We start from the raw sequence: 22,531 nt of genomic DNA on the forward strand, positions 1-22,531 counted from the left end.
TGTATTTCGGCGCCGGCGTTAAGGAGTGCCCCGATGCCCATCAAGATTCCCGACCAACTGCCTGCGTTCCAGACCCTCGTTCAGGAAGGCGTGCCCGTGATGACCGATTCGGTCGCCATCCGGCAGGACATTCGTCCGCTGCAGATCGGTCTTCTCAACCTGATGCCCAACAAGATCAAGACGGAGATCCAGATCGCCCGTCTGGTCGGCGCGTCGCCTCTGCAGGTGGAGCTGTCGCTCGTCCGCGTCGGCGGCCACAAGTCCAAGAACACATCCGAGGATCATCTCCTGTCCTTCTACAAGACCTGGGACGAGGTGAAGGACCGCAAGTTCGACGGCTTCATCATCACCGGCGCGCCGGTTGAACTGCTCGATTACGAGGACGTCACCTATTGGGACGAGATGAAGGCGATCTTCGACTGGACCGAGACCAATGTCCATTCGACGCTGAACATCTGCTGGGGCGCGATGGCGGCGATCTATCACTTCCACAAAGTGCCGAAATACACGCTCACGGAAAAGGCCTTCGGCGTCTACCGGCACCGCAACCTCAATCCGGCCTCACCCTATCTTCTCGGCTTTTCCGACGATTTCGCCGTGCCGGTGTCGCGCTGGACGGAAGTGCTGCGCAAGGACATGGATCCGAAATCGGGGCTGGAGGTTCTGATGACCTCGCATGAGACGGGTGTCTGCATGGTGGCCGAAAAGCGCGGCAACCGGCTCTATATGTTCAATCACGTCGAATATGACTCCACCTCGCTGGCGGACGAATATTTCCGCGACCAGGCGGCGGGCGTGCCGGTCAAGCTGCCGGAAAACTATTTCCCGGACAATGATCCGTCCAAGCAGCCGCTCAATCGCTGGCGGAGCCACGCGCATCTTCTGTTCGGCAACTGGATCAACCAGGTCTATCAGACGACGGAATACAATCTCGCCGATATCGGGCAGCGCGAGCTACGGGCCGACATGGAGATCGCCTGAAATCATGTTCCTGCCCTTCTTCCTCGAACTCAAATCGGCTCAGGTCCCCGTCACCCTGCGGGAATATCTGACGCTGCTCGAGGCGGTGAAGGAGGGCGTGGCCGATTTCGACGTCGAGGCCTTCTATTATCTTTCCCGCGCCGCGCTGGTGAAGGACGAACGCTTCATCGACCGTTTCGACCGCGTGTTCGCCCATGTCTTTCGCGGCGTAATCGGCCAAGGTGAGACCTCTGGCGAGGCGAGCAACCCTGTCGATCTGCCGGAGGAATGGCTGCGGCGGCTCGCCGACCGCCATCTGTCCGAAGAGGAGAAGGCGCTGGTCGAAAGTCTCGGCGGCTTCGACAAATTGATGGAAACGCTGAGGCAGCGGCTTGCCGAGCAGAAGGAGCGGCATCAGGGCGGCAACAAATGGATCGGAACCGGCGGAACCTCGCCCTTCGGCGCCGGCGGGTACAATCCCGAAGGCGTGCGTATCGGCCAGACGGAAAGCCGGCATCGCAAGGCTGTGAAGGTCTGGGACGAGCGGCATTTCCGCAATCTCGACGATACGGTCGAACTCGGCACGCGCAATATCAAGGTGGCGCTGAAGCGGCTGCGGCGTTGGGTGCGCGACGGCGCGGCCGAAGAACTCGATCTCGACGGCACGATCCGCGCCACCGCCGAACATGGCTGGCTCGACATCCAGACCCGACCGGAGCGGCGGAACCGCGTGAAGCTTCTGATGTTTTTCGACATCGGCGGCTCGATGGACGATCATGTTAAGGTCGCCGAAGAGCTGTTTTCGGCCGCTCGCTCCGAATTCCGCCAACTCGAATATTTCTACTTCCACAACTGTCTCTATGAGGGCGTGTGGAAGGACAATCTCCGCCGTCGCGTCTCGGTCATCCCCACCGAGGAGGTGCTTCACACCTATGGTCCCGATTACAAGGTGGTGTTCGTCGGCGACGCGGCGATGAGCCCCTATGAGATCAAGATGGTCGGCGGTTCGGTCGAACATTGGAACCGCGAGCCGGGCGCTGTCTGGCTCGACCGGGTCACGGGCCATTTCCGCAAATGGGCCTGGCTCAATCCGCTGCCCGAAAGCCAATGGGGCTATACGCAGTCGATCGCCATGATCCGGCAATTGTTCGCCGGCAAAATGTATCCGCTGACGCTGGGCGGTTTGGAGGCTGCGGCAAAAGAACTGTCGCGCTGAGCATCTGCCGATCTTGACTTCAGCTGTCACAAGGCCGAACTGACACTCCTGCGTATAAGGGCGAAAGCCTCGCGTCGGTGAAGCCGGCGCCGGAACGAAGGAGCGTCGCGATGACCGAAGCCGCCAAGACCACCATCGATCAGTCCGAAGTCGATCGCTTCTCCGCCATGGCGGCGGAATGGTGGAGCCCGACCGGCAAGTTCCGGCCGCTCCATAAATTCAATCCGGTGCGCATCGAGTATATTCGCGACAGGGTATCGGTCCATTTCGGTCGTGACCCCAAGGCGCATCTGCCGCTGAGCGGTCTTCGGGTGCTCGATATCGGCTGCGGCGGCGGTCTGCTGTCCGAACCCGTGGCGCGGATGGGCGCAAGCGTCGTCGGCGCGGATGCGTCTGAAAAGAATATCGGCATCGCCCGCACACATGCCGAACAGTCGGGCGTCGCCGTCGATTATCGCGCCGTCACCGCCGAACAATTGGCGGCGGACGGCGAGCAGTTCGACGTCGTGCTCAACATGGAAGTGGTCGAGCATGTCGCCGACGTCGCCTTCTTCATGGAAACCTGCGCCTCGCTTGTAAAACCCGGCGGGCTGATGTTCGTCGCCACCATCAACCGCACGCTGAAAGCTGCGGCTCTTGCCATCGTCGGCGCGGAATATGTGCTGCGCTGGCTGCCGCGCGGCACGCATCAATATGAGAAGCTGGTGCGCCCCGAGGAAATCGAAGCGCCTCTCGGCATGGGAGGCATGTCGGTCACCGAGCGCACCGGCGTGTTCTTCAATCCTCTCCAGAACCAGTGGAACTTGTCCAAGGACATGGACGTGAATTACATGCTGGTGGCGGAAAAGAAGCCGCTGTGAACGTCGACGTCAGACCGTGTAGCCGAAGCGCTCGATGATCAGCCAGTCGCGTTTCGCGACGAGATCGATGGTCTCGGGGTCGTAATAATAGCCATACTTGGCGTGTTCACGGGCATTGGTCTTGCCGATCGCCTCCAGGTCTTCCATCGACACCGGCTTGCCGATGTCCTGTAGAAGCCCATGAAGATCCTGGTTCAGCCTTTCCATGCGCAGAATGCGGCTGGCGATGCTATGCCGCTCCATAAAGGCGTGGATGCCTTCACGGCTATCCGCCTGACGCCCCGTCGCGTTCCAGGCGTTGAACTCCGTCGTGAGCGCCAGGAACCGGAACGTCATGAAGCCAACTTCATGGCGTATGGCGCTCGATGCATAGCCCTCCTTGGCGATGGACCGGCCTTCCTCGCTGAGAAGCAGCGTCAGCCATCGCCGAAAGTTCTCCTGGTTAGCGGCGTCCGAATAGAGCTTCCGCCATTGCGGATGTCGGCCGATGCGCCCAAAAGCCCGTCCTGTCGCCGCAAGACCCGCAGCCCAGCCGGAATGCCGCGCCGCATGCCTGATCTCGCTGAAAGGCGCATGCATCAGATAGCGCGCAAAACCGCCCGAGCCCGAACAGCCGAAGGTCCACAGCGACACATACCAGTCCCAGGGATTGCGGATCGAGGACACGATCAGACGGTCCTTGACGCTTTCGAAATCGGTGAGTTGTTCATGCCGCTCGCCGGTCTTGCCGCCGACGTAACGCTTCAGCACCTGGCGCACATGGGTGCTGCCGGTCTTCTGCATTTCCAGATAGACGACCTTCTTGGAGATGAACATGCCTTTGGGTCCGATTGCGAGTATCCGTCGCGCCTTCTTGGCGCGCTCCGCGGCCGATGTAAATAAAAAGCCGCGCGGCCATGCGGCCGCGCGGCTTCGTCTGACATTATAGGCGATCTCACACCGTCTCGTAGGATCCGTGGCAATGCTTGTATTTCTTGCCGGAGCCGCAGGGGCAGGGCTCGTTGCGGCCGACTTCGCCCCAGGTCGAAGGATCGTTGGGATCACGGCGGATTTCGGTGGCCTGGAAGCCGCCTTCGCCGAAGTCGTCTTCGCCGGTGGAAGCGTCGATGTGATGGCCTTCCATCGGCGGCAGGTCGGGATCCGGCGCGCTCTGGGCGAGTTCAACGCGCATCAGTTGGGTCACCACCGTGTTGCGCATATTGGCCAGCAGCGCCTGGAACAGCTCGAAAGCTTCCTGCTTGTATTCCTGCAGCGGATCACGCTGGGCGTAGCCGCGGAAGCCGATGACCGAGCGGAGGTGTTCGAGATTGACGATATGCTCGCGCCAGAGGTGGTCCATGGTCTGCAGCACGATCGAGCGCTCGATATAGGTCATGAGATCGGCGCCGAAGCGGTCGGCCTTGTCCTTCATGACGGCGTCGGAGGCTTCCTTGACGCGCTCCACGATGTCGTCTTCGGCGATGCCTTCTTCGGCGGCCCAGGCGTCGACCGGCAGGTCGAGACCGAGCGTGTCGCGGATTTCCTGGCGAAGGGCGGCCACATCCCACTGTTCGGCATAGGCCCGCTCGGGAATATGTTTCTTGGTGATCACCTCGATCACCTCGTGCCGCATATCGTCGATCGTCTCGGTGACGCTCGAGGCTTCCATCAGTTCGAGGCGCTGCTCATAGACCACCTTGCGCTGGTCGTTGAGCACGTCGTCATATTTGAGGAGGTTCTTGCGGATGTCAAAGTTGCGGGCTTCGACCTTCTTCTGCGCCCGTTCGAGCGCCTTGTTGATCCAGGGATGGATGATCGCTTCGCCTTCCTTGAGGCCGAGCTTGACCAGCATCGTGTCCATGCGCTCGGAACCGAAGATGCGCATGAGATCGTCCTGCAGCGACAGGAAGAATTTCGAACGACCCGGGTCGCCCTGACGACCTGAACGACCGCGCAGCTGGTTGTCGATACGGCGGCTTTCATGGCGCTCGGTGGCGAGCACGTAGAGACCGCCGGCGGCGAGCGCCTTCTCCTTGAGCACCTTGATTTCGTCGCGGATCGCCTGCTCCTGCGCCGCGCGCTCGGGTCCCTCCGGCATCTCGGCGAGTTCGCGGGCGATGCGCATGTCGACATTGCCGCCGAGCTGGATGTCGGTGCCGCGTCCGGCCATGTTGGTGGCGATGGTGACAGCGCCGGGCACGCCGGCCTGAGCGACGATGAAGGCTTCCTGTTCGTGATAGCGCGCATTGAGAACCTGAAAGTCCTTCACGCCGTCGCGGCGGAGCAGTTCGGCGAGCAGTTCCGACTTTTCGATCGAAGTCGTGCCGACCAGAACGGGCTGGCCCTTGGCCTGCGATTCCTTGATGTCGGCGATGATCGCCTTGTATTTCTCCTCGACGGTCCGGTAGACCTCGTCGTCCTCGTCGATGCGCTGGATCGGCACATTGGTTGGGACTTCGACGACTTCGAGATTGTAGATATTGCCGAATTCCTCGGCCTCGGTATTCGCCGTGCCGGTCATGCCGGCGAGCTTGGAATACATGCGGAAATAGTTCTGGAAGGTGATCGAGGCCAGCGTCTGGTTTTCCGGCTGGATCTGCACCTTTTCCTTGGCTTCCAGCGCCTGGTGCAGGCCTTCCGAGTAACGGCGGCCCGGCATCATGCGGCCGGTGAATTCGTCGATGATCACCACTTCGTCATTGCGGACGATGTAGTCCTTGTCGCGCTGGAACAGCTTATGGGCCTTCAGCGCATTGTTGATGTGATGGACGATCGCGACATTTTCGACGTCGTAGAGCGACTCGCCCTTGAGATGACCGGCGGCGCGCAGCAGGTTTTCGAGCTTTTCCGTGCCGCCTTCCGAGAAATTCACCGAACGCTGCTTCTCGTCGATCTCGTAATCTTCGTTCGACAATTGCGGAATGAAGGCGTCGATCGTGTTGTAGAGTTCGGAGCGGTCGTCGAGCGGGCCGGAGATGATCAGCGGCGTGCGCGCCTCGTCGATCAGGATCGAGTCCACTTCGTCGACGATCGCGAAATTGTGTCCGCGCTGGACCATCTGGCCCTTCTCGAACTTCATGTTGTCGCGAAGATAATCGAAGCCGAGTTCGTTGTTCGTCGCATAGGTCACGTCGCAGGCATAGGCCGCGCGGCGCTGGTCGTCGTCGAGACCATGAACGATGACGCCGGTGGTCAGGCCGAGAAAGCCGTAGACCCTGCCCATCTGGGCGGCGTCGCGCTGGGCGAGGTAGTCGTTGACCGTCACCACATGCACGCCCTTGCCGGAGAGCGCATTGAGATAAACAGGCAAAGTCGCCACCAGCGTCTTGCCTTCGCCGGTCTTCATTTCGGCGATGCCGCGTTCATGAAGGATCATGCCGCCGGTCAGCTGCACGTCGAAGGGGCGCATGCCGAGCACGCGGCGCGCGGCTTCGCGAGCCACGGCGAAAGCGGGGGCGAGAATGTCGTCCAGCGATTTGCCGTCGGCCAGCTGCTGGCGGAACTCCCCAGTCTTGGCCTTCAGCGCGTCGTCCGACAAAGCCTTGATCTCGGCTTCCAGGGCGTTGATGGCGGCGACACGGACTTTGTAGGAACGGATGCGGCGATCGTTGGAGGAACCGAACAATTTACGGGCGAGCCCGCCGAGACTGACCATGCCTATGGTCCTTTCTGAACTGTCTTCTGTATGCGGAGGTTTCGGCGTCTCAAGTATCAAGCCGTAAAAACGTTCCGCTGCGCCGCATTCTTCTTCAGCGCAAACCCGCGAGACAGATAAGAGGGGGCCGGTGGTCTGTCAACGGCAAGCGCTGGCGCGCCCGCTTTTCCGATTGCCTTTTGGCTTGAAAAATGCAAATCCCGGACCCTGTTTTTCCTTTGTGCCAGAATGGTGAGAAGATGTTTCGCAAAGGCCTGCTAGCCGCAACCGCTTTGACCGCCCTCCTGATCGTCTCCAACGGGGCGTTCGCCGAGGATGCGGCCAACCCGGTCATCGCCACTGTCGACGGCGTCGACATCACCAAAGCGGATCTCGATCTCGCCGAAAGCAACATCGATCCGCAGCTGTCGCAGTTGCCGCCCGAGCAGAAGCGGCTGGCCGCTTTGTCGTCGCTGATCGACGCCAAGCTCATCGCCGTCAAAGCGAAGGGCGAGAAGCTCGACGAGACGCCCGAATTCAAGGAGCGCGTCGCCTTCATCGTCGACCGCGAACTCCACAATGCCTATTTCAAGAAGCATGTCGTCGACGCCGTGACCGACGCCGACGTCCAGACGCGCTACGACGCCGAAATCAAGGCGATGCCGAAGCAGGAAGAAGTTCGCGCCCGCCACATCCTGGTCAAGACCGAGGATGAAGCCAAGGCGGTGATCAAGGCGCTGGGCGAGGGCAAGGATTTCGCCGAGCTCGCCAAGGAAAAGTCCACCGATCCGAACAAGTCCGACGGCGGCGATCTCGGCTATTTCCGCAAGGGACAGATGGTGCCGGAATTCGAGACGGCCGCTTTCGCCATGCAGAAGGGCGAGGTCTCCAAGGCGCCGATCAAGACCCAGTTCGGGTGGCATGTCATCAAGGTCGAAGACAAGCGCATCGCGCCGCCGCCGCCGCTCGAGCAGGTCAAGGATCAGATCCGCCAGATCATCATGCGCGATAAGTATCTCGAACTGATCAAGACGTCGAAAGACGCCGCCAAGATCGAGGTCAAGGATCCGGCGCTGGCCAAGGGCTACGAAGAAGCCAACAAGCCGGCAAACTGATCAAAAAAGGCGCCTTCCGGGGCGCCTTTCGCCATCAGGCCTTCAACTCCAGACCCCAGACTGGGAAAAGTCCCCGAAAAGAGAGGTCTCCATGTCGCACGCCGTATCTCCCCTCGCGCCCAAGTCCTATGCCGAGATGCCCGTCATCGAGGGTGTCCGCATGGCCACCGCCGAAGCCGGAATCAAGTATAAGAACCGCACCGACGTGCTGATGATGGCCTTCGACGAGCCTGCCACCGTCGCCGGCGTCTTCACCCGCTCGAAATGCCCGTCGGCGCCGGTGGATTTCTGCCGCGCCAATCTGCCGCATGGCCGCGCCAAGGCGCTGATCGTCAATTCCGGCAACGCCAACGCCTTCACAGGCAAGAAGGGCAAGGCGGCGACCGCCCTGACGGCGCAGTCGACCGCCGCTGCTCTCGGCGCTGAGGAAAACGAAATTTATCTCGCCTCCACCGGCGTGATCGGCGAGCCGCTCGACGCCGCCAAGATCGCCGCCGTCCTGCCCGATCTCGCCGGGCGACTGACCGGCGACTTCTGGTTCGAAGCCGCCAAGGCGATCATGACCACCGACACCTATCCGAAGGTCGCAACCCGCAGCGCCAGGATCGGCGACGCGACCGTGACCATCAACGGCATCGCCAAGGGCGCCGGCATGATCGCCCCCGACATGGCGACCATGCTGTCCTTCGTCGTGACCGATGCGGATCTTCCGGCGGATGTCCTGCAGGCGCTTCTTGCGAAGGGCGTCGGCCCGAGCTTCAATTCGGTGACCGTCGACAGCGACACCTCGACCTCCGACACGCTGATGCTGTTTGCGACCCGCGCCGCCGCCAAGCGCGGCCAGGCCACGGTGACCGCTGCGACGGATGCCGCCCTCGCCGATTTCGCTTCGGCCCTTGACAGCCTGCTTCTCGACCTCGCCCATCAGGTGGTCTGCGACGGTGAAGGCGCGCGCAAGATGCTCGAAGTGACGGTCAACGGCGCGGTCAGCGACGAGAGCGCCAAGAAGGTCGCGCTGTCGATCGCCAATTCGCCGCTCGTCAAGACAGCGGTGGCGGGCGAAGACGCCAATTGGGGTCGCGTCGTGATGGCAGTCGGCAAGTCGGGCGAGCCGGCGGACCGCGATCTTCTGGAAATCAGCTTCGGCGATATCCGCGTCGCCGTCGACGGCGAGCGCGACCCCGATTATTCCGAAGAGGCGGCCTCCGCCGTGATGAAAAAGGACAAGATCCCGGTTCGGGTCGATCTCGGCCTCGGCTCGGGACAGGCCACGGTCTGGACCTGCGATCTGACCAAGGACTATGTTGAGATCAATGGCGACTATCGCAGCTGACGGGAAAACCCTGCCTCTGGTGCGGCGGCTGGAGGCGGTTGGCTTTCGCGCCTGGCCGGCGAAATCGGTGTCCTTCGACGGGAGCTGGCAGCTCCGCATCACGCCCGGCCATCCCTCGAAGCGCCTGAACAGCCTGGTGCCGCTCGATCCGTTCGACAGCCGCGACATGACGGAGCGGTTGCGTCAGGCGGAAGCCCGGTTCTTGGCAGAGGGCGTGACGCCGACGGTGCGGCAATCGCCGCTCTGCCCGCCTGCTCTTCTGGACGTTCTGGCTGGGGAAGGCTGGACGCGGGGATCGGAAACGCATGTGATGGGCGCCGATCTCGACGCGCTCGATCTCAGCCATGGCATGGATCACCTGCCGAGCCATGATATCCGCCGTTTCTCGGACGCCTGTGTGGCTGTCGATGACGGCCGTGAAGCCGACGCCGAGGTGATCGGCGCCATCATTGCCGCGATCGAACCGACCGCCGGCCTATTTCTGCTGGAAGACGCTCATGGTCCGAGCGCCGTGGCGATCTGCGTGCAGGACAATGATCTCGCCGGGCTGCAACAGGTCGTGGTGCGCCGCGATCTACGCCGGCAGGGCCTGGGTCGCGAACTCGTCGCCGGCGCCCTGCGTTGGGCGCGTCTGCGCGGCGCGCGCAAAGCGTGGCTTCAAGTGATCGCCGCCAATCACGGCGCCGTCGCTCTCTACAAGGATATGGGCTTCAGCGTGATTTACGACTACGCCTATTGGCGCAAGGGGAATGGGGAATGAGCGGGCCCGGCAAACGCATTCTTCTGGTGGCCGCCTGCGCGCTGATCGATGCCGACGGACGAGTGCTGCTCGCCCAAAGGCCGGAAGGCAAGTCGCTCGCCGGCCTCTGGGAATTTCCCGGCGGCAAGGTCGAGCCCGGCGAAACGCCGGAGGAGACGCTGGTGCGCGAATTGCGCGAGGAACTGGGTATCGAGACCAAGATCCCCTGTCTGGCCCCCTTGACCTTCGCCAGCCACAGCTATGACGATTTTCACCTGCTGATGCCGCTCTATGTCTGCCGCCGCTACGAGGGCATCGCTCGCGGCTTGGAGGGACAGGCGGTCAAATGGGTGCGCGCCAAGGATCTACGCGACTATCCCATGCCGCCGGCGGACGATCCGCTTGTGCCATTTCTGGTCGATCTCCTCCCATAAAGCCTGTGGAATAACCTTCTGTTAAGACTCTGTTTAGTAAGCGCTGGCATTATCGATCCGGTAACCAAACCGGACTGACGACAGGCTTGTGTGAACATGGACGATGATGACTTGAGAGAGTCCCGTGAAGGGGATTTTGTCGACGAGCGCCGCAATCGCATCGGAGCCGTCAATGTCGCATTGCTGTTCGGCACCGCGGCGATCGCGCTGTCGCTGATCCTGACCCCGATCGTGTCGCAGAAGAGCGACGAGATGCAGGCTGGCGCCACGCTCGGCTATGACGATATCAAGACCGGGTCGATCCCGACCGGCGACGGCAAGGTCAAGCGCTACACGATCCGCCGTTCGGTGCTGCAGGATAGTCCCGGCGATGTCTGCATCATCGACCAGAACGGCGTGCGCAACGGCTGCTGACCTATCTTCACCAGCTTCGAGACGCGGCGGCCCGGCTCGAAGCCGGGTTTTTGATTCAGGATCCATTTTCTTCGGCTGCCTGCGCCGCCTGGCGGATCGCGTCTTCGAGCCGCATCTTGGCGGAGCCGGGCCGCAGCGGCTTCTGCTGGCTGTCATGCGGCGCCCAGCCCGACAGGAAAATCAGCGAGAATGTCGCGCGAATGCGGCCGTCGGGATCAGAATATTTCTCCTGATAACGACGTGCCGCCTCGATGAAATAGCCTCGCGACACCGGCGTCCGCGACCGGGCCGCTAGACTGCTGGTCATACCCATCGCCCGGAGATCGGCCATCAGCGAGAAGAGTGAATCATAGCGAACTGTGTAATTCTCGACATCGGCCACAGGAAGACTGAAGCCGGCGCGCTGCAACAACGCGCCCAGCGCCCGCACCTCTCCGAACGGCACCACGCGCGGGCTCGCGCCGCCATGTCGCGCGATGTCGGTTTCGATCAACACGTCGTTGAGTTCGGCGAGCGTGCCGATGCCGGGGATCGCCGCCATGAAGAAGCCGTCCGGTCTCAACGCCCGCCGGATGCGGATCAGGCTGCCCGGGAGATCGTTGACGAGATGCAAGCACAGCGGCGCAATTGCCAGATTGACGCTCTCGGCTTCGAGCGGCACATCTTCGAAGCTGCCGGCGAGCATGGCGGGATGCGCCTCGGGCGCGACCTCCACGGTCTTCATCGCGTCGATCTTGCCCGTGGCGAGGCAGGCGCCGGCCGCCGCGCCCGTGCCGCCGAACAGTTCGACCGCGTCGTCGAAGCGGCGTTCGATCGCCGAAAGCCGCAGCGACAGTTCCTCGGCCGCGAGATCGAGCAAAAATCCGGCTTTGGGATCGAAAGCGCGCGCGGCGCGCCGGCGGCGCTTTACAGCGAGATCGGGATCAATCAGAATTTCCATCGTCAGCTACTCTCGTGGATTGGCGGCACAGTCACCAAACGCCCGGCGAAGTCAAGCGATGTGGAGGGTGTCAGGCTCCTGGCGCGGCTTGGGTCGCGCAGCGAAGGAAACCGGCGGATGGCTGAGCCGTTCGGCCGCCGATCTGTTTTTTCCTCCGACCTGCCCGGTCTGTGGACGCTTGACCATGAACGGCGGGGCGCTGTGCGCCGCCTGCTGGTCGCAAGTCCGCTTCATCGAAAAACCCTATTGCGACATTCTCGGCAGTCCATTCAGCCATGATCTCGGGCCCGGCGCGCTGTCTGCGGAAGCCATCGCCCACCCGCCGGATTTTGCGCGCCTGCGTTCGGCCTGCCTGTTCGATGGACCGGCGCGCGAGCTGGTGCATGGCTTGAAGTATCGCGACCAGACGGAACTCGCGCCGATGATGGCTTTGTGGATGGCGCGGGCCGGGTCGGAGCTGATCGCCGCCTCCGATGTTTTGCTGCCGGTTCCGTTGCATCGCCGGCGCATGCTGGAGCGGCGCTTCAACCAGGCGGCGGAACTCACGCGCGCGCTCTCAGCCAGAACGGGCGTCCCGATGTTGCCGGACGCGGTGAGACGCATCCGCAACACCGCCCATCAGGTCGGGCTCACTCGACTGGGCCGCGACGCCAATGTGCGCGGCGCGTTCCGGCTGAACGAGGGCGGCGCGAGCGAAATCTTCGGTCGACGCATCCTGATCGTCGACGACGTCTACACGACGGGCGCCACGGTGTCGGCCATCGCGCGGCTGCTTGCGCGCAGCGGGGCGACGGGGGTCGATGTTTTGACCTTTGCAAGGGCCTTGCCGGACACTATATGACGGAAAGAAGAACGTTTTTTCGGCGTTGAACGGAGACTGGCATGGCGTCCGTGGTGATCTATACGAGACAGGGTTGTGGCTATTGCAGCGCCGCCAAGGCGTTGCTCGGCGGAAAGGGCGTCGATTTCGTCGAGCATGACGCCACCGGCAAGCCCGATATCCGCGAGGAAATGATGGCGAAATCCGGCCGCAACACCTTCCCGCAGATCTTCATCGACGGCCAGCATGTCGGCGGCTGCGACGATCTGCATGCGCTCGATCGCGCCGGCAAGCTCGATCCCCTCCTGGCCGCCTGATCATGGTGAAAATCGCCGCGATCCAGATGTGTTCGGGCGTGGACCCGGAGAAGAATGCGCTGCGCATGGATGCTCTCGTGCGCGAGGCGCATGCCGGCGGCGCCGTCTATATCCAGACGCCGGAGATGACCGGCGCCCTGCAGCGTGACCGCAAGGGACTCGCCGAGATCCTCCGACCGGAAGAGACGGATCTGATCGTGGCGCGCGCCAAGGGGCTGTCGGCCGAGCTCGGCGTCTATCTGCATGTCGGCTCGACCGCGATCGCGCTCGAGGACGGCAAGACGGCCAATCGCGGCTTCCTGTTCGGACCCGATGGGGAACTCGTCTGCCGCTACGACAAGATCCACATGTTCGACGTCGATCTCGACAATGGCGAAAGCTGGCGCGAAAGCGCCGTCTATCGGCCGGGGTCGGAGGCGCGCGTGGCGCATCTCCCCTTCGGCGCGCTCGGCTTCGCCATTTGTTACGATGTCCGCTTTCCGCAGCTGTTCCGCGCCGAAGCGATGGCCGGCGCCGAGATCGTCAGCCTGCCCGCGGCCTTCACGCGCCAGACGGGTGAAGCGCATTGGGAGGTGCTGGTTCGCGCCCGCGCCATCGAAAACGGCGTGTTTCTGATTGCCGCCGCCCAGGCGGGCCTGCATGAAGACGGCCGCGAAACCTATGGCAATTCGATGATCGTCGATCCTTGGGGCCGCATTCTCGCCCGAGCGCCCTCGGTGGGCGAAGCGGTGATCATGGCCGATATCGACATTGCGGAAACAATCGCCGCTCGCGCCAAAATCCCCAACCTCAAGAATGCGCGGGATTTCGAACTGACCGAAGTCAGGCTCTGACCTCCATCAAGGATAAGTGAGATCGTGATCCGCTATTCCCTCCACTGCGACAAGGCGCATGAATTCGAAGGCTGGTTCGCCTCGAGCGCCGATTTCGACCGGCAGGCCGAAGCCGGTTTCGTCTCCTGTCCGGCCTGCGGCTCGCTGTCAGTTTCCAAGATGCTGATGGCGCCCAGCGTTTCCACCAGCCGCCGCAAGGACGAAACGACCGCGCTGGCGCTCGACGTCACTCGCAAGGAAGTGATGCAGAAACTGCGCGAGATCGTCACCGAAGTACGCAACAATGCCGAGGATGTGGGCGAGCGGTTCCCCGAGGAAGCGCGCAAGATCCATTACGGCGAGACCGAAGCCCGCGGCATCATCGGCCAGGCTTCGCCCGTCGAGGTGAAGGCGCTGCTGGAGGAGGGCGTCGAGATCGCGCCGCTTCCGGTCCTTCCCGACGATATCAACTGAAAACCGCCTTCGGCGGGGGGCCCTCTGCGCTTGGATGTTCAGCATTTCGGGCGCCGGTCCAACCCTTTCTTAACCAAGACCCATGTACAAGCGGAGACTGTTCCTTTCCGCGCGTATGAGTTCGGGTATTGCGTATCATGGCCCTTCTGCAGGCCCCAGCCAAGGACGTCCCGTCGGGTCGCGTGAGCCAGGTCAAGGCGCTCGCGGGCAAGGTCTGGACTCGACTGCGCGAGACCGACCCTGAAAGCCGCGCCGGGCGCATGGCGCTGATCGCCTTTCTCATCCGCATCCTCTCGGCCGGCATCGCCTTCGTCTCTCAGATCATTCTCGCCCGCATCATGGGCGAGCATGAATATGGACTGTTCGTGTTCGTCTGGGTGCTGGTGATCCTGATCGGCAATCTGTCTTGTTTCGGCTTTCATTCGGCGCAGATCCGCTTCCTGCCTCAATTCGAGGCCGAGCGCGATCACGACCGCGCCCGCGGCCTGACAACCGCCTCCCGCATCTTCGCGCTCGTGTCGTCGAGCCTGGTGGCGCTGATCGGTTATGTCGTGCTGACGCTGTTCGCCGATCGGCTGGAGCCCTATTACGTCGCGCCGTTGTTCATTGCTCTGTTCATCCTGCCGATGATTGCGCTCGGCGACACGATGGAAGGCACGGCGCGCGCCAATTCCTGGGCGGTCGTGGCGCTGAGCCCGACCTATCTCATCCGACCGACGCTCATCCTCGTCTTCATGCTGCTGGCGGTCTGGGCGGGAGAGCCGCGCACGGCGGAAACGGCGCTGGTCGCCAGTCTCGTGGCCACCTACGCCACCACGATCGGGCAATTCTTCAACATCAACTGGCGGCTCAATCGCCGCTATGAGCGCGGCGCATCGGTGGTCGAATTCGGCTCCTGGCTGCGGGTGGCGCTGCCGATCTTCTTGATCGAAGGCTTCAGTTTCCTGCTCACCAATTCAGACACCGTGGTCACGGGGCTGTTTCTCGACCCTGCCCAGGTCGGCGTCTACTTCGCGGCGTCGAAGACCATCGTTCTCGTGCAGTTCGTGTTCTTTTCGGTGAAAGCGGCGAGCGCCCCCCAGTTTTCCGCCTTGCATGCGCGGGGCGCGACGCGCGAACTGGCGGAATTTGCAGGCCGCACCGTTCGCTGGTCCTTTTGGCCGTCGCTCGCCGTCGGGCTGGGCTTGCTGGCGGCGGGCAAATTTCTGCTGTCGATGTTCGGCGCCGGCTTCGTCTCAGGCTATGCCGTCATGGTCATCCTGTTCTTCGGCATCATGACGAAGGCGCTGGTGGGCCCGGGCGAAGTGCTCCTTACGATGTCCGGACATCAGGCATTGTGCGTCAAACTCTATGTCGCGGCGTTGGCCGTCAATATCGGTCTCAACGTCGTGCTTCTGCCGCTGTTCGGCATCGAAGGCGCGGCCTTTGCCGCAGCGGGCGCCATGGCGGCGGAAGCGCTGCTCCTGCATGTGGCCGTGCGGCGGAAACTCGGAATAGTCCTTTTCGCATTTGCCCGGCCGATCGCCGGAAACAAGACTTTGGGAGAAGCCTGACCATGGCTCTGACGCCCGCTCAACAAGATGATGGATTGCAAAATTCGCTGCAGCTCGCCGAGGGGCGGCTGGCTAGCGACCTCGATCGCCCTCAGGCGCTGATCACGCTGGAGACCGGCAAGCCCGGCCGGACGCTTTCGATCTATCACACGCAATCGGGCTATGACCTGCAGAACGAACTCGACTTCCTCTCCAACCGCGCGCTGGAGCCGAATGTCTTTTTCTCCAGCCGGTTCCTCGCCCCGGCGATGCCGCGACTCGAAGATCGCGAAGTGCGTCTCGCCCTGATCCGCGACGACCACGAGGGACGCAGCCGTCTCCGCTATCTCATGCCGTTTTCGATCGAAAAGCCCGGGTTTGCACTGGGCGCGCCGATCTTGCGCGTCTGGGCCAACAATTTCGGCCCGCTCGGCACGCCGCTGGTCGATGCCGAAGGCGCGGCCGAGACGCTGGATCATCTCCTGACCGCGCTCGCCGAACCCAGGGCGAAGTTGCCGCAGGTGCTCGTGATCCCGGATGTCCGGGTGCGCGGCCCCTTTACCCAGTTGATGAAGGCTATTGCGATGTCGCGCAACCTGCCGGTCGATGTGGTGGGTCTCAGCGAGCGGCCGATGCTCGAGAGCCTCGAGGATGGCGAAACCTATCTGCGCGCCTCGATCAAGGCGTCGCATCTGCGCGAAATGCGCCGGCAATGGGGGCTGCTGGAACAGGCGGGCGCTGTCAGCTATGCGGTGGCGCGTCAACCGCGCGACATCCGCTTGCGCATGGAGGAGTTCCTGCTGCTCGAAGCGTCTGGCTGGAAAGGCCGCAAGCGCACCGCCATGCTGTCGGACCGCTATCGCGCCGCCATGGCCCGCGAGGCGGTCAACAACCTCGCCGAAGTCGACCAGGCGCGCATCCACACCATCGATCTCGACGGCAAGGCCATCGCGTCGCTGATCGTGCTGATGATGAATGGCGAAGCCTATGCCTGGAAGACTGCCTTCGACGAGGCCTATGCGCGTTTTTCGCCGGGCAAGCTGCTGATGGCGCAGGTCACCGAATGGCATCTCGACGACGCAAACATCATCCGCACGGATTCGCTCGCAGCGCCCGATCATCCGATCATGAGCCGCTTCTGGCGCGAACGCGAGACGATGGGCACGCTGATCGTCGGGCTGACGCCGCATGCCGACCGCGACGTGCGCCAGGCCGGCTCGCAATTGCATCTCTACCAGAACACCAAGAGCGTGGCGAAGATGATCCGAGAAAAGATCCGCGCCTTTGCCGGCCGCAGCTGATCAGGGCGTCGTCTTGATGTGGCGGCCGAAGTCGGGCGCGGCCGTATCCTGTCCCGCCTCGATGATCGAGCGGCGCACCGCACGGGTGCGGGTGAAGAGATCGAACAGCTTGTCGCCTTCGCCCCAGCGGATCGCCCGCTGCAGATAAGCGAGATCCTCTGAAAAACGCGCCAGCATTTCGAGAATCGCGTCCTTGTTGTGCAGGCAGACATCGCGCCACATGGTGGGATCGGACGAAGCGAGACGGGTGAAATCGCGAAAACCCGAGGCCGAATATTTGATCACTTCGGATTCGGTGACCGTTTCCAGATCCGCCGCGGTGCCGACGATGTTGTAGGCGATGATATGCGGCAGATGCGACACGATCGCCAGCACCTTGTCGTGATGGACGGGATCCATCTCCTCGACCTTTGACCCCAGCGTTTCCCAGAAGCGCCGCAGCTGCGCGATCGGCTCGGCTTCGGAGCCTTCCACCGGCGTCAGAATGCACCAGCGGCCCTCGAAAAGATCGGCGAAGCCGGCGTCCGGGCCGGAATGTTCGGTGCCGGCGATCGGGTGTCCGGGGATGAAATGCACGCCTTCGGGCACATGCGGCAGCATCTGGCTGATCACCGAAGCCTTGGTCGAGCCGACATCGGTCAGGATCGCGCCCGGTTTCAGAGTCCCGGCGATCTCTTCGGCCACCGCGCCCGAAGCGCCGACCGGAACCGAGACGATGACGAGATCGGCGTCGCGCACGCAATCACGGGCTATTTCGTAGTAGTGCGTGCCCAGATCGAGCGCCTCGGCGCGCTCCAAAGTCAGGCGGCTGCGGGAGGATATCGCCACCTCGCGCGCCAGGCCTTTGAGCTTGACCGCGCGAGCGATGGAGGAGCCGATCAGGCCGATGCCGATCAGCGCGATCTTGTCGAATTGCATTGTGCTCATGGTCAGAAGACGCGCCCCAAGGATTTCGCTCACGCCATAGACTGCGCGCCGGCATTTGTCGAGATTGGGGTTGACGCGCCGATGGCGGCGATCGTCCAAATCCATCCGTCCTCCCATCAAGGAGACAGAATGACGGCGACCGGCGGCGCCGGTCGCGAGAATACGCCCTGTTAGACGATGTCGAAGTCCCGGAATGTCAGGTCCGTACCCTTGCCGATCTTGGCGAAGAGAATGGCGTCGAATTTGTCTTTGCTGCCATCGGCGTCGAAATACAACTCGCCATTCCCTTCGTTGTAGATGATCCGATCCGACCTATCCGCGGCGTCGCCCGTGTCGTTGGACTCGAAGGCCGCTTTCGCCAGCCCTCCCAGTTTGCCGATCTTTGCGAAGACATCCAGTTCGAGATGAAACTGATCGTCCGCCACGGAAAAATCGCCAATGGTGTCGGCGTTGTTTTTGGCGATTTTGGTGTCGAAGACGAAGATGTCCTCGCCGAGGCCGCCGGTCAGTTTGTCTTTGCCGAGGCCGCCGTTCAGGATGTCGTCTCCACCCTTGGCGGACAGGGTGTCGTTCTTGCCCTGGCCCGAGAGAACGTCTTCCTCGTTGGTGCCATTTTTGACATCGGCGGCCTTGGTGCCCTGGAATGTGATTCCCTTGACGTTCTGCACGCTGATGGCCACGGCCTGATCCGCAACGCCTCCATTGCCGTCGTCGGCGCGGATGATCACGTTGTAGGAATTGTTGCCGCCGACATCGGACGGATCTTCGAAGTCGGGCGCTTCCTTGAACGCCAGCTGCGCCTTGCCCTTGACGGTCTTGATGTCGAACAGATCGGAGTCGGGGCCACCGACGATCGAATATTGAAGGTCGTCGTCATCGGGATCGGTCGCCACGATGGTCTTGACGGTTGTCTGGTTTTCCTTGAGCTTGACGAGCGTGTTCATTCCGCCTGAAATCACCGGATCGGCATTGCCGCCGACCACCGTGACCGTCATCTCCTGGGTGACGCTTTCGCTGCCGTCATTGGCAGACACTCTGAAATGGTACACGCCGTCGCCGTCGGTGTCCCAAGGCGCGTCGGCTTTCACCCCGGGATCGAGCGTGAGGTTGCCCTCCCCATCGATCTGGAACGCGAAGAAGTCCTGGAAATTTCCTTCCGACGGATTCACAGTCCACGTAATCTGATCGCCGTCTTCGTCGGTTGCCGCAAGCTGGACAATCCGGTCGTCGCCTTCTCTCACCAGAAACTCATTTTCGCTGGTAATGATCGGGAGGTCGTTCAGGTCGCCGACATTGACGGTGAAAGTCTTGTCCAGAGACCGGCCGCCGCCGTCTTCGACGCGAATGGTCACATCCAGGGTCGGGGTTGTTTCGTGATTGAAACTGCCGCGGGTGTAAAGTCGCATCCCGCCTGACTCTTCCCGGATCTCGAAAAGATCGGCATTGGGGCCGATCAAGCTGTAATTCAGCCCCGCAAACGTGTCGGGGTCTTGCGCAAATATGTAGCCGACTTCAGACCCGGATGGCGCATTTTCCTGGACGTCGTCATTATAGAGGTCGATTATGGTCGGCGCGGCGTCATCTATGTTGTCCACATAGACCGTAAAGGCCGTATCCACCGTGTGATTGGCGGAATCTGTGGTTCGTATGGTGAGGACGTAACTGGAAAGCGTTTCATAATCTGGCGACGCGGTCAGTCTAATTTCGTTGCCGACAAGCGTGAACGGCAGGTCGTCGCCGTCCATGATTTCGTAAGTGAATGTTTCGTCCGCATCGGGGTCGTTGCCCTCCAGCGTCGCGATCACCATCCCTGCCGCACTGTTTTCTTCCACCGACGCGTAAGTGTCGCCTTTTAGACCAATGACGGGTTCATTCACATCAGCGACGTTGATCGTGAGGGTCCTGACAAAACTGGTGAGGGCGCTGTCGGTAACCTTCACCCGGATCTCGTAGCTGGACTGAGACTCGTAGTCCGGGTCAGAATCATAATTCCAATAAACCTTGCCCCCCTCGATCCGAAACATCCCGTCGGCATCGTCGACCATTTCATAGGTGAATGTGTCCGAGGCATTGTCATCGATAGCAGCCAGATCGCCGATGGCGGTCCACTGTGCATTGATGGTGTTTTCTAGGATCACGTTGTTCGACAGCGAAATATCCGTCGGCGCATGATTCGGCTCCATGATCTGCACACGGAGCATGCCATTGTCAGTGTAGGAGACGGCAAGCTTGCCATGCGCGCCGACCGCCAGGCTCAGATTGCCGCCAAAGCCTATTCCTGTTTCAGCGCCTACTTCAGCGCCGAGGTCGTCGAATTGTTGGAGCCTCAGGTTGCCCATATCCGACCAGGCTATTGCGAACCCGCCGCCCGGCAAGCCGACGACGACCGCTCTGTTCTGCCCCAGAGCCTGATTGTCGCCCAGAAGGATCTCTCCCGTTCTGGCCGTGCCATCAGCATTGAAGACCCTGAAATAGCAGTCGGTATAGGGGTCGGCCAGGTTTGGATCATCCTCCTTGGATGCCCATGTCACGACGAAGCCGCCGTCGGCGAGTTCTGCCACAGCTTGCCCGGACTCGACAAACTGCGACCGCTCTTCCGTCTGATTGACATCGAATCTTTGCAAGACGTTGCCGGCCGCATCGACGATCGCTCCTTGAACCCCGTTGCCGGCTCCACGGTCGCCCACGGGATCTGCCTGCGAGTCAGTCCATATGACGACCGCGCCGCTGCCCAGAGCGGAGATCGACGTACGCTGGCCGTTGAGGTTGAGGCCGGTGCTGGAATCGATGGTGATCGGCAAGCCGCCGTTGATTGAAATCTGCACCATGTTGCCAGTCACGTCAGTGCCGTGCGCGCCGTCACTGCCCATACTGGCAATGTACTGGCCATTAGCGAGCGTCGCGATGTCGACGGCGAAGGTGGCATAAGTCCTGAACGTCGACGTAGAGTCCGGCGTAAGCGGGTGCTCTGCACCCAGCCCCAGTTCGCTTCCATGAGCAACCACGGCCCTGTAGATCATGCCCGTTTCGATCGGATAAGTGTTCGGCACGATAACCGAATAGCCGCCATCCGCATTCATGACAACCTGGGTGGCGCCCGGCAGGTTGTTGTAGTCGCCTCCGCGGTAGATCGAGAAGGTGCTGTAATCGGCGCGCGGATCGAGATCGACCACCTGCCCTTCGGCATTGATGATCTCCACATGGCTGTGGAACGACTGGTTGAACGGAAAATCCCAGTGGCCGTCGATACGCGCCGTAAAGCCGATCGCGTATCCGCCGTCGCCGAGAGCAGTGATCGAAGTTTCGCCGAGAAATCCTACTCCGGTGATATTGTCGATCGTAGCTCCGTCCTTGACGAAGGATGCCGGCTGACTGTGGACGCCAACCTCATAGGCGCCGACGCCCGTGTCGCCCGCGGCGCTGACCTCAACGTAATAATCGCCGTCCGTGGTCGCCGTGAACACAAGCCGCGCATTGGAATCGACGCCGCTGTCATCGTCCTGTCCGAGAACGGCGCCGTCGGCGCCGAGCAGCCTGATGTTCGGATCGGACAGTGCCCCGTCGCCCGACGCCGCTCCGTCGGCGGTGATGATATAGGTTTCCCCCGCCTCGAGTTCGATCTTCACCCAATCCCGATCGCCTGCCGTCTCGATCTGACTATCGAGGTTGCCGAAAGGATCGAGCCGTCCCGTCGTTTCGGAATCGGCCGACAGGGTATCGATCTGAGGCTCCGCGTCTTCTTCGAAACTGGTCAGGGTATAGGCCGAAAAACCGCGAAAGCTCGCCATGGCGTTGGCCGCGAAACTCGCGCCATCCGTGCCCACCAGGGTCGAGCCGTCATTGCCGATCAGGCGACCGTCCTGCAGCGAATATGCCGGCCCGATGATCGAGTTGCCGCCACCGCTGAAATTGATCAGCGTGCCGCCGTCATTGCCGATCAGGCCGGCGCTGTCGTTGCCGATCAGGGAGGCGACGTCGAACTGGTTGAGCGTGCCGCCATCATTGCCGATCAACGTGCTTCCATCGTTGCCGATGAGGGTTCCACCATCATTGCCGATCAAGGCGCCGCCGTTGCGGAGTATGAATTCGGGGGTCAGGCCGTTGAGGCCGTTGATGAAGCCCGTCCCGCTGTTGGTGATCGGCGCCGGTTGATCGAGACTGGTCAGCGTCACCGTGGACTGGCCCGTTGCCGGATCATAATTGCCTTCGACGACGACGGCGGAATTTTCAGGCGATCCATAGCTGAATTCGTAGTCGGTCAGATTGCCGTCCTGGAAGGACTGAACCTTGTGGACGAGAACCGACACCCCATCCACGACGCCGCGATCCAGAGTTTCGGAAAACACCAGGTCGCCATGCGAATATTCGCTGTTTGGTCCGAACGGCTTGGCGGAACCGGGTTCCGCTTGTGCGAATTTGAGCCAGGTAAAGCTGCCATCGCTGCCGAGGCTTCGGTAGGACTCCAGGCTGCCGTCGGCATAGAGGGTGAAGGACACCGCGTCGTCGGCAGGGGGGTAACTTCCGGCCGGGGCCGCCGAGCCGTCCGGCTTCACATAAACGATCGTGGTAGGGGTATCCACCCCCTGTACTTTCATGACGAGTTCGTTTGAACTGTTCAGATAATAATAGGCAGTGCCCTGCGGAATCGCCACGATTTCTTCCCCCCAAAAGAAGAATTTTCTCTTCAATTCTCTTATGCTTTTGGAGTTATATTGCGATAAATC

Annotated in this window: 19 protein-coding genes; 14 read left to right on the top strand and 5 right to left on the bottom strand. The window is 61.8% G+C overall.

Translation table 11 applies throughout. The features are described 5' to 3' along the window. The first annotated feature begins 33 nt into the window (after positions 1 to 33). The 3 genes from metA (at position 34) to ubiG (ending at position 3,036) form a co-directional block, all read left to right on the top strand. Positions 34 to 981 carry a homoserine O-acetyltransferase MetA gene (gene metA / locus OCK01_RS17370; protein WP_182828028.1) on the top strand — a complete coding sequence of 316 codons (948 nt, stop codon included), beginning with the start codon at positions 34 to 36 and terminating at the stop codon, positions 979 to 981. A gap of 4 nt (positions 982 to 985) precedes the next feature. Then, complete coding sequence (locus tag OCK01_RS17375) at positions 986 to 2,176, top strand: vWA domain-containing protein (protein ID WP_263825017.1); 1,191 nt, start codon at positions 986 to 988, stop codon at positions 2,174 to 2,176. Positions 2,177 to 2,286: 110 nt separating this feature from the next. Next, entirely contained in the window at positions 2,287 to 3,036 is a 750-nt protein-coding gene (gene ubiG, locus OCK01_RS17380; protein ID WP_182828030.1) for a bifunctional 2-polyprenyl-6-hydroxyphenol methylase/3-demethylubiquinol 3-O-methyltransferase UbiG, read from the top strand. Positions 3,037 to 3,045: 9 nt separating this feature from the next. Here ubiG and OCK01_RS17385 read toward each other — a convergent pair whose 3' ends face one another. Both OCK01_RS17385 and secA read right to left on the bottom strand, forming a co-directional pair. Continuing rightward, positions 3,046 to 3,852: a hypothetical protein gene (locus OCK01_RS17385; protein WP_263825018.1), complete on the bottom strand. Its 807-nt coding sequence runs from the start codon at positions 3,850 to 3,852 to the stop codon at positions 3,046 to 3,048. A gap of 118 nt (positions 3,853 to 3,970) precedes the next feature. Next, a complete protein-coding gene (gene secA, locus OCK01_RS17390) occupies positions 3,971 to 6,670 on the bottom strand; it encodes a preprotein translocase subunit SecA (protein ID WP_182828032.1) in 2,700 nt (899 codons plus the stop codon). Between the two features lie 239 nt (positions 6,671 to 6,909). Here secA and OCK01_RS17395 point away from each other — a divergent pair, with 239 nt between their 5' ends. From OCK01_RS17395 to OCK01_RS17415, 5 genes are all read left to right on the top strand, one after another. Beyond that, complete coding sequence (locus OCK01_RS17395; RefSeq protein WP_263825019.1) at positions 6,910 to 7,764, top strand: peptidylprolyl isomerase; 855 nt, start codon at positions 6,910 to 6,912, stop codon at positions 7,762 to 7,764. A 91-nt stretch (positions 7,765 to 7,855) separates the two neighbouring features. Further along, positions 7,856 to 9,097, top strand: coding sequence for a bifunctional glutamate N-acetyltransferase/amino-acid acetyltransferase ArgJ (argJ, locus tag OCK01_RS17400; RefSeq protein WP_263825020.1), 1,242 nt, complete (start codon positions 7,856 to 7,858; stop codon positions 9,095 to 9,097). Next, positions 9,078 to 9,857, top strand: coding sequence for a GNAT family N-acetyltransferase (locus OCK01_RS17405; protein WP_263825021.1), 780 nt, complete (start codon positions 9,078 to 9,080; stop codon positions 9,855 to 9,857). The genes argJ and OCK01_RS17405 overlap by 20 nt, the downstream gene beginning before the upstream one ends. Continuing rightward, positions 9,854 to 10,270, top strand: coding sequence for an 8-oxo-dGTP diphosphatase MutT (gene mutT, locus OCK01_RS17410; RefSeq protein ID WP_263825022.1), 417 nt, complete (start codon positions 9,854 to 9,856; stop codon positions 10,268 to 10,270). The genes OCK01_RS17405 and mutT overlap by 4 nt, the downstream gene beginning before the upstream one ends. A 96-nt stretch (positions 10,271 to 10,366) precedes the next feature. Then, entirely contained in the window at positions 10,367 to 10,684 is a 318-nt protein-coding gene (locus tag OCK01_RS17415) for a hypothetical protein (protein ID WP_263825023.1), read from the top strand. 55 nt (positions 10,685 to 10,739) lie between these two features. Here the strand turns inward: OCK01_RS17415 and OCK01_RS17420 are convergent, their stop codons facing one another. Then, positions 10,740 to 11,624: a methyltransferase domain-containing protein gene (locus OCK01_RS17420; RefSeq protein WP_263825024.1), complete on the bottom strand. Its 885-nt coding sequence runs from the start codon at positions 11,622 to 11,624 to the stop codon at positions 10,740 to 10,742. 58 nt (positions 11,625 to 11,682) lie between these two features. Here OCK01_RS17420 and OCK01_RS17425 point away from each other — a divergent pair, with 58 nt between their 5' ends. The 6 genes from OCK01_RS17425 (at position 11,683) to OCK01_RS17450 (ending at position 16,880) form a co-directional block, all read left to right on the top strand. Continuing rightward, positions 11,683 to 12,465 carry a ComF family protein gene (locus tag OCK01_RS17425; RefSeq protein ID WP_412179026.1) on the top strand — a complete coding sequence of 261 codons (783 nt, stop codon included), beginning with the start codon at positions 11,683 to 11,685 and terminating at the stop codon, positions 12,463 to 12,465. A 41-nt stretch (positions 12,466 to 12,506) separates the two neighbouring features. Beyond that, positions 12,507 to 12,761: a glutaredoxin 3 gene (gene grxC / locus OCK01_RS17430; protein ID WP_263825025.1), complete on the top strand. Its 255-nt coding sequence runs from the start codon at positions 12,507 to 12,509 to the stop codon at positions 12,759 to 12,761. Beyond that, a complete protein-coding gene (locus OCK01_RS17435; RefSeq protein ID WP_263825180.1) occupies positions 12,761 to 13,594 on the top strand; it encodes a carbon-nitrogen hydrolase family protein in 834 nt (277 codons plus the stop codon). Before grxC ends, OCK01_RS17435 begins: the two co-directional genes overlap by 1 nt. Positions 13,595 to 13,618: 24 nt before the next feature. Further along, positions 13,619 to 14,047 (top strand): DUF1178 family protein, encoded by a 429-nt coding sequence (locus OCK01_RS17440; RefSeq protein WP_182828040.1) that lies wholly within the window; start codon positions 13,619 to 13,621, stop codon positions 14,045 to 14,047. 137 nt (positions 14,048 to 14,184) lie between these two features. Continuing rightward, entirely contained in the window at positions 14,185 to 15,600 is a 1,416-nt protein-coding gene (locus tag OCK01_RS17445; protein ID WP_263825026.1) for a lipopolysaccharide biosynthesis protein, read from the top strand. Positions 15,601 to 15,602: 2 nt separating this feature from the next. After that, positions 15,603 to 16,880 (top strand): GNAT family N-acetyltransferase, encoded by a 1,278-nt coding sequence (locus OCK01_RS17450; RefSeq protein WP_263825027.1) that lies wholly within the window; start codon positions 15,603 to 15,605, stop codon positions 16,878 to 16,880. Here OCK01_RS17450 and OCK01_RS17455 read toward each other — a convergent pair whose 3' ends face one another. Beyond that, positions 16,881 to 17,807 carry a prephenate/arogenate dehydrogenase family protein gene (locus tag OCK01_RS17455; protein WP_263825181.1) on the bottom strand — a complete coding sequence of 309 codons (927 nt, stop codon included), beginning with the start codon at positions 17,805 to 17,807 and terminating at the stop codon, positions 16,881 to 16,883. A gap of 170 nt (positions 17,808 to 17,977) precedes the next feature. Next, entirely contained in the window at positions 17,978 to 22,459 is a 4,482-nt protein-coding gene (locus OCK01_RS17460) for a cadherin domain-containing protein (protein ID WP_263825028.1), read from the bottom strand. Between the last annotated feature and the right edge of the window lie 72 nt (positions 22,460 to 22,531).

It is taken from the genome of Rhizobium sp. TRM95796 (assembly GCF_025779995.1).
Lineage (GTDB): Bacteria > Pseudomonadota > Alphaproteobacteria > Rhizobiales > Rhizobiaceae > Rhizobium_E.